14 protein-coding genes and 1 pseudogene are annotated in these 12,779 nt (G+C 69.8%); 12 read left to right on the forward strand and 3 right to left on the reverse strand.

What is annotated here, in order from left to right:
• The 4 genes and pseudogenes from QZ483_RS09150 to mmsB all read left to right on the forward strand — a co-directional run.
• Positions 1-503, forward strand: a pseudogene (locus tag QZ483_RS09150) (L-arabinose isomerase); the annotation flags it as partial.
• 264 nt (positions 504-767) lie between these two features.
• On the forward strand, positions 768-1,934 hold the full coding sequence (chvE, locus tag QZ483_RS09155) for a multiple monosaccharide ABC transporter substrate-binding protein (RefSeq protein ID WP_297083172.1): 1,167 nt from the start codon (positions 768-770) through the stop codon (positions 1,932-1,934).
• An 87-nt stretch (positions 1,935-2,021) separates the two neighbouring features.
• Complete coding sequence (gene mmsA / locus QZ483_RS09160) at positions 2,022-3,599, forward strand: multiple monosaccharide ABC transporter ATP-binding protein (RefSeq protein WP_297083173.1); 1,578 nt, start codon at positions 2,022-2,024, stop codon at positions 3,597-3,599.
• A complete protein-coding gene (gene mmsB, locus QZ483_RS09165) occupies positions 3,596-4,774 on the forward strand; it encodes a multiple monosaccharide ABC transporter permease (RefSeq protein WP_297083175.1) in 1,179 nt (392 codons plus the stop codon). Before mmsA ends, mmsB begins: the two co-directional genes overlap by 4 nt.
• An 83-nt stretch (positions 4,775-4,857) precedes the next feature.
• Here mmsB and QZ483_RS09170 read toward each other — a convergent pair whose 3' ends face one another.
• Genes QZ483_RS09170 through QZ483_RS09180 form a run of 3 tightly spaced genes read right to left on the reverse strand, consistent with a single transcriptional unit; the run spans position 4,858 to position 6,726 of the window.
• Positions 4,858-5,133 (reverse strand): hypothetical protein, encoded by a 276-nt coding sequence (locus tag QZ483_RS09170; protein ID WP_297083177.1) that lies wholly within the window; start codon positions 5,131-5,133, stop codon positions 4,858-4,860.
• A 20-nt stretch (positions 5,134-5,153) separates the two neighbouring features.
• Entirely contained in the window at positions 5,154-5,924 is a 771-nt protein-coding gene (locus QZ483_RS09175) for an SDR family NAD(P)-dependent oxidoreductase (RefSeq protein WP_297083179.1), read from the reverse strand.
• A 10-nt stretch (positions 5,925-5,934) separates the two neighbouring features.
• Positions 5,935-6,726 (reverse strand): SDR family NAD(P)-dependent oxidoreductase, encoded by a 792-nt coding sequence (locus QZ483_RS09180; RefSeq protein WP_297083181.1) that lies wholly within the window; start codon positions 6,724-6,726, stop codon positions 5,935-5,937.
• A gap of 174 nt (positions 6,727-6,900) precedes the next feature.
• Here QZ483_RS09180 and QZ483_RS09185 point away from each other — a divergent pair, with 174 nt between their 5' ends.
• The 8 genes from QZ483_RS09185 to QZ483_RS09220 all read left to right on the forward strand — a co-directional run.
• Positions 6,901-7,389, forward strand: a complete 489-nt coding sequence (locus QZ483_RS09185; protein ID WP_297083183.1) for a carbonic anhydrase — start codon at positions 6,901-6,903, stop codon at positions 7,387-7,389.
• Positions 7,390-7,448: 59 nt separating this feature from the next.
• Positions 7,449-7,718: a YkvA family protein gene (locus tag QZ483_RS09190; protein WP_297083185.1), complete on the forward strand. Its 270-nt coding sequence runs from the start codon at positions 7,449-7,451 to the stop codon at positions 7,716-7,718.
• Positions 7,719-7,783: 65 nt separating this feature from the next.
• Positions 7,784-8,515 carry a flavodoxin family protein gene (locus tag QZ483_RS09195; protein ID WP_297083188.1) on the forward strand — a complete coding sequence of 244 codons (732 nt, stop codon included), beginning with the start codon at positions 7,784-7,786 and terminating at the stop codon, positions 8,513-8,515.
• 117 nt (positions 8,516-8,632) lie between these two features.
• Positions 8,633-9,139 (forward strand): GyrI-like domain-containing protein, encoded by a 507-nt coding sequence (locus QZ483_RS09200; RefSeq protein ID WP_297083190.1) that lies wholly within the window; start codon positions 8,633-8,635, stop codon positions 9,137-9,139.
• 32 nt (positions 9,140-9,171) lie between these two features.
• Positions 9,172-9,957 (forward strand): LamB/YcsF family protein, encoded by a 786-nt coding sequence (locus tag QZ483_RS09205; protein ID WP_297083192.1) that lies wholly within the window; start codon positions 9,172-9,174, stop codon positions 9,955-9,957.
• The gene (locus QZ483_RS09210) at positions 9,942-11,603 is read left to right on the forward strand and encodes an urea amidolyase family protein (protein ID WP_297083194.1); all 1,662 of its coding nucleotides are present in this window, start codon (positions 9,942-9,944) and stop codon (positions 11,601-11,603) included. The genes QZ483_RS09205 and QZ483_RS09210 overlap by 16 nt, the downstream gene beginning before the upstream one ends.
• 58 nt (positions 11,604-11,661) lie before the next feature.
• Positions 11,662-12,393 carry an L-ribulose-5-phosphate 4-epimerase gene (locus tag QZ483_RS09215; protein WP_297083196.1) on the forward strand — a complete coding sequence of 244 codons (732 nt, stop codon included), beginning with the start codon at positions 11,662-11,664 and terminating at the stop codon, positions 12,391-12,393.
• The coding region (locus QZ483_RS09220) for an FGGY family carbohydrate kinase (protein ID WP_297083198.1) at positions 12,393-12,779 on the forward strand (387 nt) is incomplete at its 3' end. The genes QZ483_RS09215 and QZ483_RS09220, both read left to right, overlap by 1 nt.

Raw genomic sequence — 12,779 nt, forward strand, 5'->3', positions numbered from 1 at the left:
AGGACTACACCTACCACCTGGTCGAGGGCGAGGAGCTGTCGCTGGGTGCCCACATGCTCGAGGTGTCGCCGTCGCTGTCGAGTGCCAAGGCACGTCTCGAGGTGCACCCGCTCGGCATTGGCGGCAAGGAGGACCCGGTGCGCCTGGTCTTCACCGCCGATGCGGGCCCGGCGATGGTGGTCGCGCTGTCTGACATCCGCGAGCGCTTCCGCATGGTCGCCGCGGAGGTCGAGAACGTCGAACTGCCGGCGCCCATGCCGAACCTGCCCGTGGGGCACGCGGTGTGGAAGTCGAAGCCCGACTTCGCCACGGCGACCACGGCCTGGATGGCCGCGGGAGCTGCCCACCACACCGCGATGTCGACCCAGACCTCGATGACCACGTGGCGCGACTTCGCGCGCATGACGGGGGTCGAGCTGGTGTCCATCGACGAGACCACGACCATCGATGACGTCGAGCGCGATCTCGCGCTGGGCGCCGTGTACTGGCGCGGGAGGCACTAGTCAGCGGGGCACGCAGCCCGTCTGCGCGCCCGTCCACGACTCCGATCACCCTCGCGCCACCGCGATCCGCGGTGGCTCTGAGTCGCGCCTTCGTGCAAGCGTTTAGCATCCGATCTACCAGGCATTTTAAAGGTCACGAAAACCCTGTCAATTTGTGGCCGTTCCGTTACCAACGCGAATTGACAAGCAGTGTTCTCGTTAACATTATTGAAGGGCCCCTGCAGTCCGCGACACTCGCGGAGTGCCTCTCAAGGAGGAGAAACCATGGCGAAGAAGTTCCTCGCGGCAGTTGCCGCGGCAGGAATGGCAATCACCCTTGCCGCGTGCAGCGGCGGCGGTGCGGGCGACGACGGTTCAACCGACGACGCGACCGGCGGTGGCGGCGACACGATGACCGAGGGTGGTCTCGTGGGTGTCGCGATGCCCACGCAGACCTCGGAGCGTTGGATCGCTGACGGCGAGGCCGTCGAGGCTGGACTGATGGAGCTCGGCTACGAGGTCGACCTGCAGTTCGCGAACGACGACATCCCGATCCAGACCCAGCAGATCGACCAGATGATCACCAACGGCGCCGAGGCGCTGATCATCGCGGCGATCGACGGCACCGCGCTCTCGGCTCAGCTCGAGGCGGCCGCAGCTGCTGGCATCCCGGTCATCTCGTACGACCGCCTGATCCGCGACTCGGAGAACGTCGACTTCTACGTGACGTTCGACAACTACAACGTGGGTGTCCAGCAGGCCACCTCGCTCCTGGTGGGCCTGGGTCTGCTGAACGAGGACGGTTCCGAGGGCGACGCCACCGGTCCGTTCAACGTCGAGCTCTTCGCGGGCTCGCTGGACGACAACAACGCCCACTTCTTCTACGCGGGCGCGATCGACACCCTGCAGCCGTACTTCGACGACGGCACGCTGGTGGTCCCGTCGGGTCAGACCGACATCGAGCAGACCAACATCCTGCGCTGGCAGCAGGAGACCGCGCAGAAGCGCATGGAGGACCTGCTCACGTCCACCTACACCGGCACGGACCTCGAGCTGCACGGCGTGCTCTCGCCGTACGACGGTCTGTCGCGCGGCATCATCACCGCCCTGCAGAACGCCGGCTTCGCGGCCACCGTGTCCGAGGGTTTCCCGGTCGTGACCGGCCAGGACGCTGAGATCGCCTCGGTGAAGCTCATCGCTGACGACGTTCAGTTCGCGACGATCTTCAAGGACACCCGCAAGCTGGCCGCCCAGGCAGTCACCGCGACGGACGCCTACCTCTCCGGTGGCGAGCCCGAGGCGAACGACACCGAGACCTACGACAACGGCGTGAAGGTTGTGCCGTCGTACCTCCTCGAGTCGGACATCGTCTACGCGGGCAACATCCAGGAGCTGCTGGTGGACTCCGGCTACTGGAGCGAGTCCGAGGTCGCATCGGGCGTCGCGGAGTAACGTGACGTTCAGCCTCTGAGTACCGCGGCGCCGGTCCACCACCGGGCCGGCGCCGCGGCTCACTCGCGTCATCAATGGAGAGGACCGATGGCCAACAACATCCTGGAGATGCGCAAGATCTCCAAGAGCTTCCCCGGCGTGAAGGCGCTCTCGGACGTGGAACTCCACGTCCAGGAGGGCGAGATCCACGCCATCTGCGGTGAGAACGGCGCCGGCAAGTCGACGCTCATGAAGGTGCTGTCCGGGGTCTACCCGTACGGCCACTACGAGGGCGAGATCCACTACGACGGGTCCGAAGCCAAGTTCCACAGCATCAACGACTCCGAGCACGCGGGCGTGGTGATCATCCACCAGGAGCTCGCACTCGTCCCGCACCTCACGGTCGCGGAGAACATCTTCCTGGGCAACGAGCGCCGCGCGAAGACCGGTCTGATCGACTGGAACCGTGCCAATCACGAGGCGCTCGACCTCATGGAGCAGGTGGGCCTGCACGAGAACCCGGTGACCCCCGTGGGTCAGCTGGGTGTCGGCAAGCAGCAGCTCATCGAGATCGCCAAGGCCCTGTCGAAGGACGTGCGCCTGCTGATCCTCGACGAGCCCACAGCCGCGCTGAACGACTCCGATTCCGCGCACCTGCTCGGCCTGCTGCGCAGGCTCAAGGAGCGCGGCATCACGTCGATCATGATCTCGCACAAGCTCAACGAGATCGAGTCGATCGCGGACCGGACGACGATCATCCGCGACGGCAAGACCATCGAGACCATCGACATGTCAGAGCCGGAGTCCACCCAGGACCGCATCATCCGCGGCATGGTGGGTCGTGACCTCGAGCACCGCTATCCCGAGCGCATCGATCACACGATCGGCGAGGAGCTGCTGCGCGTCGAGGACTGGACGGTCGAGCACCCGACCCAGCCGGGCCGCATCGTCGTCGACGGCGCGAGCTTCAACGTCCGCGCGGGCGAGGTCGTCGGCATCGCCGGCCTCATGGGCGCCGGCCGCACCGAGCTGGCGATGAGCCTGTTCGGCCGCACCTACGGGCGCAACGCGACCGGCAAGGTCTTCAAGCACGGCGAGGAGATCCACACCCGGTCGGTGTCCGAGGCGATTCACAATGGCATCGCGTACGCGACCGAGGATCGCAAGCGCTACGGGCTCAACCTCATCGAGGACGTCCGTCGCAATATCTCGGCGGCGGCCCTGTTCAAGCTCTCGAAGCGCGGCCTGGTGGACGGCAACGAGGAGCTCAAGGTCGCGGAGGAGTACCGCGGCTCGATGAACATCAAGACCCCGTCCGTCCTGCAGTACGCCGGCAACCTGTCCGGCGGTAATCAGCAGAAGGTCGTGCTGAGCAAGTGGATGTACACGGACGCGGACGTGATGATCCTGGACGAGCCCACGCGAGGCATCGACGTGGGCGCGAAGTTCGAGATCTACACGATCGTGAACAAGCTGGCCGCTGAGGGCAAGGGCGTGGTGATCATCTCGTCCGAGCTTCCTGAGCTGCTGGGCACCTGCGACCGCATCTACACCCTGGCCTTCGGCCGCATCACTGGCGTCATGGACGTCAAGGAGGCGACGCCCGAGGCACTCATGACACTGATGACCCAAGAGCGAGACAACACGCCCGGCGAGGACGCGGGCGCTGAGGAGAATGACCGATGACCGGCATTGCGAACGTGCGCGAACTGCTGACGCGCAACCTCCGCCAGAGCGGAATCTTCATCGCCTTCGTGGCGATCGTGGCCCTGTTCACGATCCTCACGGACGGCACCCTGCTGAGTCCCACGAACCTCACGAACATCGTGCTCCAGTACTCGTACATCCTGGTGCTGGCCATCGGCATGGTGATCGTGATCATCGGCGGGCACATCGACCTGTCGGTCGGATCGGTCGCCGCGCTCGCCGGCGCGGTATCCGCGGTGATCGTCATCAAGGGCGGGGCGCCGTGGTGGGTGGGCGTGCTCGCCGGCATCGGCGTGGGTCTCGCCGCAGGAGCGTGGCAGGGCTTCTGGGTCGCGTTCGTGGGCATCCCCGCGTTCATCACGACCCTCGCCGGCATGCTCCTGTTCCGCGGTCTCACCTTCCGCACCCTGGACAACATCTCGCTGTCGCCGTTCCCGTCCGAGTACGCGCAGATCGCGACGGGCTTCCAGAACGGGCTGTTGGGCGGGCCAGGCTATGACGTCTTCACCCTGGTCGTCTTCGCGATCGCCGTCGTCGCCTATGTGATCTCGCAGATCCGGGCCCGCCGTGCCGCGATCGCGTACAAGCAGACCGTGGGCGCGACGCCGCTGTTCATCGTCAAGCTCGTCGCCGTCGCCGCCGTCGTGATGTGGTTCGCGTGGCAGCTCGCCAACTACCGCGGTCTGCCGAACGTGCTGATCATCCTCGCGGTGCTGATCATCGTCTACACGGTCATCACGACCCGCACGGTGTTCGGCCGCCACGTCTACGCGATCGGTGGCAACCTCACGGCCGCGACGCTGTCCGGTGTCAAGGTCAAGTGGGTCAACTTCGGCATCATGCTGAACATGGGCCTGCTGGCCGGTGTCGCGGGAGTCATCTTCTCGTCGCGCACCAACGGCGCCCAGCCCGCAGCCGGCAACCTCTTCGAGCTGGACGCGATTGCCGCGTCCTTCATCGGTGGAGCCGCAGTGACCGGTGGTGTGGGACGCGTGGGCGGCGCGATCGTCGGTGGTCTGATCATGGCCGTCATGTCCAACGGCATGCAGCTCATGGGTGTCGAGCAGTCGATCCAGCAGGTCGTCAAGGGCCTGGTGCTGCTGCTCGCCGTGGCATTCGACGTTTACAACAAGCGTCGGGCAGGGGCTCGTTGACCAGCTGAGCACCCGCGGTCCGGGGGCCGTCCCACGTCGCCAGACGAGGGGTGGCCCCCGAACTGTGCGAGGAAGGTGCCGCGTCAGGCGTCGCGGCGCGGCTCGGACTGCTCGTCGGGGCCATCGGAGTCTGTGGGCTCCTCGCCCGTCTCACCGGCCTCCGCCACAGGAGCATCGTCCGCAGCCGCCTCGGCATCGGCGCTCTCCACGGCGTCCTGCTCCGCCTTGGCCTCCCGCTCCTGCTTGAGCCCGCCGTACAGGCGCCACCCGAAGTACGCGACCGCGGTGAACAGCGCGAGGTAGAAGAACGCGTTGGCAAGGGGCGAGGCGGCGTCGCCGGAGGACGCAAGGAGACTCATGTCTCCATCATCCCATCGCGCTACGGCAGGGCGACCCCCGTCGCCCGTTCGAGCGCCGCGACTAGCTCGGCCCGCGCATCGGCGTCCTTGACGATCGGGTTGGGCTCGTGGACCTCGCGACGCTTGACGTACTGCCCGGACGTGGTCGCGACCGGGTCATCGGACGTCGCGAGCCACACCTGCGTCTCCGCGCCCAGCTCGACGGGGTCCCACGCGTCGGGGCCGCCCAGCTGAGTCTTGATCCAGCCCGGGTCGACGGCGCTGACGATGGCCTCCGGGTGGCGCGCGGCGAGCTCGAACGCGAGCATCGAGTCGTGCAGCTTCGAGTCCGAGTAGGCCTGCATGCCGTTCCACTCGCGAGATGTCCACTGCAGGTCCTCGGGCGTCCACGCGCCGTCCGCTTCGAGGCCGCTGGTCAGGTAGATCATCCGCGGCGCGGGTGGCATCAGCGCGGTGAGCACGTACGGCCCTGCGACGTTGATCTGGAACAGGCGTTCCAGACCGTCAGCGGTCATGACCGCCGCGGGCGTGCCGCCGCCCACGCCGGCGTTGTGGATGATGACGTCATAGGGTCCCTGCTCGTTCGCGGCCGATGCGAGGGCTCGGGTGTCCTCGAGGCTCGCCAGGTCTCCGGTCACCACAGCGGTCGCGGTGGGGTTGGCCTGCAGGGTCGCGTCGACGCGCGACTGGTCGCGCGCGTGCAGGACCACCTCGTGGCCGAGGTCGAGGAGCTGACGCGCGCATTCGGCGCCGATGCCCTGGCTGGATCCGGTGATGAAGATGCGTGCCATGGGCACCACCCTAGGCGCTCGGGAGGGCCTCGCCGGTGATGTCCTCGAGGCGAGCGACCACGGCCGCGCGCTGAGCCGGGTCCACGCTGGCCGGGTGGACGTGCTCGGCGGCGCGGCGGTGCACGAAGGCGCCCGAGCCGAGCGCGAGCGGATCGTCGGCGGTCGCCATCCACACCGGGGTGTCGGCGCCCTCGGCGACGGGGATCGCGGCGTTCGGGCCCCCCATCGCGGTCTGGACCCACCCGGGGTGGACCACGTTGATCGCGGCCTCCGGAACGCGCGCGGCGAACTCGAAGACCCACATCTGGAACAGCAGCTTGGAGTCCGAGTACGCCGGCAGGCCCGGCCACGGATCGCCCTCCCACGCCCGCGCCCGCCACTCGAGGTCGTCGAGCCGCACCTCGCCCTGCCGGTGCGCGTCGGAGCCGATGAAGACCATGCGCGCCGACAGCGGCATCAGGCACGTCAGCAGGTAGGGACCGATGACGTTGATCTGCAGCATCTGCTCGTGGCCGTCGACAGTGTCGCGCCTGGCGGGCTGGTCGGGGCCCAGCCCCACGTTGTGGATCACCGCGTCGAAGGGGCCGGCCGCACGGGCCTGGGAAGCGAGCTCCCGCACCGAGGCCAGCGACGCGAAGTCCCCGACCACCGCGCCAGTGGCGCCGGGCGCCTGGGCGAGTGCCGCATCGGCCCTCTCGGGGGAGCGGCCGTGCACGGTGACGTGGTGACCCAGGGCGATGAGTGCGCGTGCGGTCCCAGCGCCGATGCCCTGCGCGGATCCGGTGACGAGGATGCGTGCCATGCCTCCACCGTAGGGCCCAAGGCCGAGGCCGCACTCCACCGGAACGGCACACAACGCCCAGAGAAGTACGGCCTCGACAGCCCCAGCGTACGCGTCAGTAGCATGGGCGCATCGGACGTCAGTCCCGCGTCCGCGAAACGTTCCGTGAACACCCCGCCACGAACAGGAGTCCCCATGCCGATCGCCGACGAACTGATCGAGAACAACGCCGCGTACGCGACCGACTACACGCCCGACCGCCCGCTGCCCCCGCGCCGCGAGCTCGCCGTCGTGGCCTGCATGGACTCGCGCCTGGACGTGTTCGCGCTGCTGGGCCTCGAGGTGGGCGACGCGCACATCATGCGAAACGCCGGCGGCGTCATCACGGACGACATGATCCGTTCGCTCGTGATCTCTCAGCGCAAGCTGGGCACGCGCGAGATCATCCTCATCCACCACACCGACTGCGGTGCGCTGACGTTCACGGACGACGAGCTGCGCAACCAGCTGCTCGACGAGACCGGCCTCAAGCCCACCTGGAGCCCGGAGTCCTTCCGCGACCTCGACGCGGACCTGCGCCAGTCGATCGAGCGCCTGCGCCGCAACCCGTTCCTCGTGGACTCATCGCAGGTGCGCGGCTTCGTGTTCGACGTCCACTCGGGGCTGCTGCGCGAGGTCGTGTAGCGCCTGCCGTTGGTGGTGCGCCTGGGTTACCGTAGAAGACCCAGGCAGGGAGGTGCCTCATGTGGTGGAAGTTCTTCCAGGCGGTGCGCAGCGGCGAGTACAAGCTGGCGCCCATGACGTGGATCACGGCCATCGGCGCGTTGCTGTACACGATCTGGCCGGTCGACCTGATCCCTGACTGGATCTTCGGCCCTCTCGGGTTCGTCGATGACCTGGGCCTGTGGGGCGTGTTCGTCATGCTCGCCACGCGCGAGAAGAACCAGTGGGAGCTGCAGTTCACGACGGACACGCACGTCGTGGATGTGACGCCGGAGTCGCCCGCGCGCTGACGGCGCAGCACCGCAGCGCGGAATAGCGCGGGGCGCGCGAGCGTCGCACCTCATGGAGGTGCACCATGCCCGACATCGACAGTCATGACTTCTCCGGCCTCACGGCCATCTTCGTCAACTGCACCCTGAAGCCCAGCCCGGCGCTCAGCCACACGCAGGGCCTCATGGAGGACTCCATCCGGATCATGGAGGACCAGGGCGTCACGGTCGACCAGATCCGCCTCGCCGACTTCGACGTGCCACCTGGCGTGTATCCGGACATGCGTGAGGATGTCCCGGGCGGGAACCAGGATGCGGACGACTGGCCCGAGCTCGCCAAGCGCATCCTCGCCGCAGACATCCTCGTGATCGGCACGCCGCTGTGGCTGGGCGAGAAGTCGTCGATCGCGACCCGGCTGATCGAGCGTCTGTACGGCCTGTCCGGCGAGACCAACGACCGCGGCCAGTTCCTGTACTACGGCCGCACGGGTGGGGTCCTCGTCACCGGCAACGAGGACGGCGTCAAGCATGCAGCCATGAACATCCTCTACTCGCTGCAGCACCTGGGATACGTGATCCCGCCGAATGCGGACGCCGGCTGGATCGGCGCGATCGGACCCGGCCCGTCCTATCTCGACGAGGGCTCCGGCGGGCCCGAGACCGAGTTCACTCAGCGCAACCTCACCTTCATGACGTGGAACCTCATGCACACGGCCGCGTGGCTGAAGGCCAGCGGCGGCTTCCCCGCCGGCGGTAACTCGAGCGAGGCGTGGAACGACGGCGAGAGATTCGGCCACCCCAACCCCGAATACCGGTGACGGAGCGCCGATGCGGTCTCGGGTCCCGCACGAAAGGTGCCCTTTGTACGCAAATGGGCGTCCGCATCGGCTAGAAAGCCTCTAGTGCCAGGGGTGACGGCGAACTAGCCTGCAGGGATGGCCGAGTTCAGGATCGCGCGCCGAGGCGCCGTGACGTACGTCGGCATGCGGGTCAGTGCGACCATGGCGACGCTCTCTCGGGACGTGGGGCGGGGCTTCACCGAACTGGATCGCTACGTCGCGCAGCGGGGGATCGACACCACCGCCGCGTCGCTGATCCGCTATCGCGACGTTCCCGCTGACGGGTCCTTCACCGTCGAGGTCGGCGTGGAATGGCTGGGCCGGGGAGACGTGCCGCGGGTGCGCGAGCCGTTCATCGTGGACGAGTTGCCCGCGGGCCACTTCGCGGTCGCGAGCCAGCGAGGCCCCTACGCCTGGATCGGCGGGCTGACGCACGAGCTCATGACCTGGGGCGACGAGCGGGGGATGGACTACGCCCTCGAGCCCGGCGATGGCGGCCCAGACCACTGGGACTGCCGGTACGAGTGGTACCCGGAGCAGCCCGCCGAGGGGCCCTACGGCGCTCACGGTCCGGTCGAGGTGTGCCTGCTGCTGCGCGCGTGAGCCACGGGGCGCAGGCGGGCTAGGTTGGGGCCATGGGCGAGCACGCGATCGATCTCAACGCTGACCTGGGCGAGGGCTTCGGGCGGTGGACGCTCACGGACGACGCCGGCCTGCTGGTGTCGGTCACGAGTGCCAACGTCGCGTGCGGCTTCCACGCGGGCGACCCGGCGACCATGCGGCGCGTGTGCGAGGACGCCGTCGCTCGCGGCGTGGCGATCGGCGCGCAGGTCTCGTACAGCGACCTCGCTGGCTTCGGACGGCGTGCGATGGAGGTGCCTCCCGCGGAGCTCGCGGCGGAGGTGGCGTACCAGATAGGCGCGCTGCAGGTCTTCGCGGCCGCCGCGGGCGGCGAGGTGGCGTACGTCAAGCCTCACGGCGCGCTGTACAACCGGGTGGTGGGGGACCGCAGCCAGGCCGATGCGGTGGTGGCGGGAGTGCGCCTCGCCTCGGACGCCGGTGGTCGGGAGCTCCCGTTGCTGGGTCTGCCGGGAGCCGTGGTTCTCGACGCCGCCCGCGCGGCCGGGCTGCCGACGGTCACCGAGGCCTTCGCGGACCGCGCGTACACCGCCGACGGCACGCTGGTCCCGCGCGGCGACGAGGGAGCGGTCATCAGTGACCGGGACGCCGTGGTCGAACGCGCCGTGGCGATCGCGACCGGCGCGCCGGTGCGCGCCATCGATGGCTCGGAGCTGGTGCTGGTCGCTCAGTCGCTGTGCGTGCACGGGGACACCCCCGGTGCGGTCGCGCTCGCGGGCACGGTGCGCGCCGCTCTGGCCGACGCCGGTGTCGAGGTGCGCGCCTCATGGCCACGGCCGTAGCTCACGTGCGGCGCGCGGGCGCCCACGCGCTGCTCATCGAGGCCGCGAGCGCGGCCGATGTCGCGAGCATCGCGGCGCACGTCCGCGCGATCAGCGCCGCGGAGGGGTGGGCAGCGGCGGACGTGGTCCCGGCGGCGCGCACGGTGCTGGTGGACGGCGTCGAGGGCGTCGAGCTCGACGCGCTGGCTCGCAGCGTGGAGGCCTGGGACGTCGCCCCGCTCGCCGCGGATGCCGGACCGCTGGTCGAGCTTCCCGTGGTGTTCGACGGCGAGGACCTGGGCGACGTCGCGGACCTGTGGGAGGTCGCGCCCGACGCCGTGGTGGCGCGGGTGACGGGGCTCGAGCTGCGGGTGGCGTTCTGCGGCTTCGCCCCGGGCTTCGGCTACCTCACGGGGCTTCCGGAAGCGCTTGCGGTGCCCCGCCGGGCGACGCCTCGCACCCGCGTGCCCGCCGGGGCCGTCGGGCTCGCCGGGCCGTACGCCGGGGTGTACCCGCGATCGTCGCCGGGAGGGTGGCAGCTCGTGGGCCGGCTCGCGGACGACGCCCCGCAGTTGTGGGACGTCGACCGCGATGCGCCGGCCCTGCTGGCGCCGGGCACGCGAGTGCGGTTCGTGGAGGCGGGGCTCGGCTCGCCCGAGTCCCCTGCCCGGCCATCGGTCGCGGTGCGCGCCGAGACCGGCCCGCGCGCCGAGCCGGGCCTGCGCGCCGAGCCGGGCCTGCGCGCCGAGCGAGCGGGCGCGTTGGCGACGGTCCAGGACCTGGGCAGGGCGGGGCTGGCCCACCTGGGGGTGCCGCGCTCCGGCGCGGCCGACGCCGATGCGCACGCCCGCGCGAACGCCCTCGTGGGCAACGGCCCAGAGCTCGCCACGATCGAGACGACCGCGACCGGGGGCGCGTTCCGTGCGCTCGCGGATCTGGTGGTGGCCGTGGCCGGGGCGCGGTGCCCGGTGTGGGTGGGAGACGTGCCGGCGCCGTTCGGCTCACCCGTGCGGCTGCGCGCGGGTCAGGTGATCGACCTCGGTCCCCCGGAGCGGGGGCTCCGCTCGTATGTGGCGGTGCGCGGCGGGATCGACGCGGAGCCGATGCTCGGCAGCCGTGCGACCGATCTGCTGTCGGGGCTCGGGCCCGCGCCGCTGCGCGACGGCGACGAGGTGTCGGTCGGCAGCGCCCCGCCGCTGGACGATGCCGGGTTCGCGCGCGTGCGGGCGCTCGCGGACCGTCCGCCGTACGCGGTGCGCGCGGGTGCCTCCGACGCGGCTGACGCAGCGGACGCGCCAGCGGAGACCGTGCTGGCCGTCGTGCCCGGCCCGCACCTGGAGTGGTTCGGCGAGCGGGCCCTCGACACCTGGTGGTCGGAGCGCTACACCGTGACGGCTGAGTCGAACCGGGTGGGGCTGCGACTGGACGGCGCGCCGCTCGAGCGCGCGAGCACGGGCGAACTCGCCTCGGCCGGCATGGTGCTGGGGGCGGTGCAGGTGCCGCCGTCGGGCGAGCCCGTGGTCTTCCTCGCGGACCACCCGACCACGGGCGGCTACCCGGTGATCGGCGTGGTCGACGCCGCGGGCGTCGCGCGTGCCGCGCAGCTGCGTCCGGGCGACACGGTGCGCTTCCGCGTCGAGGGTGCTGGCGACACGGAATCGGAGTGACGCCTCGGTAGGCACCTCCGGTGGACACCCCCGACGGATGAACGTTAACATTGTGCCCATGACTGATCTCGACGAAGCGATCTCCGCCAACACGGAAGCCATCCAGCAGGTGCGCGAAGATGTCGCCACCCTCCATGCGGAACTGGTCCGCTACAACCTCATTGTGTGGACCGGCGGCAACGTCTCCGGCCGCGTCCCGGGCACCGACCTGTTCGTCATCAAGCCGTCAGGCGTGAGCTACGACGACCTCGCCCCGGAGAACATGATCCTCTGCGACCTCGACGGCAACGCCATCCCCGGCCAGCCCGGCTCCGAGCGCAGCCCGTCCTCCGACACGGCCGCGCATGCCTACGTCTACCGCCACATGCCTGAGGTGGGCGGTGTGGTGCACACGCACTCGACCTACGGCGTCGCGTGGGCGGCCAGGGGCGAGGAGATCCCCTGCGTCATCACCGCCATGGCGGACGAGTTCGGCGGCCCCATCCCGGTGGGGCCCTTCGCGATCATCGGCGACGACTCGATCGGCCGGGGCATCGTCGAGACGCTCCGCGGCCACCGCTCGCGCGGCGTGCTCATGCAGAACCACGGCCCGTTCACCATCGGCTCGTCCGCGAAGGACGCCGTGAAGGCCGCGGTGATGCTCGAGGACGTCGCCCGCACCGTCCACATCGCGAAGCAGGGCGGTGACCTCATCCCGATCCCTCAGGAGTCGATCGACGCGCTGTTCGCCCGCTACCAGAACGTCTACGGCCAGTCCACGGACGACCGCCGCGACGGCGAGGCCTTCTGATGGCCGCGGGCCTCAGCAGCGCCGATGCCGTGGTCGCCGGTCGCACGGCCCTGGGGATCGAGTTGGGCTCGACCCGCATCAAGGCCTGCCTGATCGACGCGGAGGACGCGACGGTCCTCGCCGTCGGCTCGCACGCGTGGGAGAACGAGTATGTCGACGGCGTGTGGACGTACGACCTCGACGACGTGTGGTCCGGGCTCCGGGCCGCCTACGCTGCCCTCGCCGCCGACGTGCGCGCCCGCCACGGCGTGGCCCTCGACACCGTCGGCTCGATCGGCGTGTCCGCGATGATGCACGGCTACCTCGCCTTCGACGCCGCCGGCGAGCTCCTCACGCCGTTCCGCACGTGGCGGAACACCTCCACGGGCGCGGCGGCTGCCGAGCTC

Source organism: uncultured Demequina sp. (assembly GCF_913055775.1).
GTDB lineage: Bacteria > Actinomycetota > Actinomycetes > Actinomycetales > Demequinaceae > Demequina.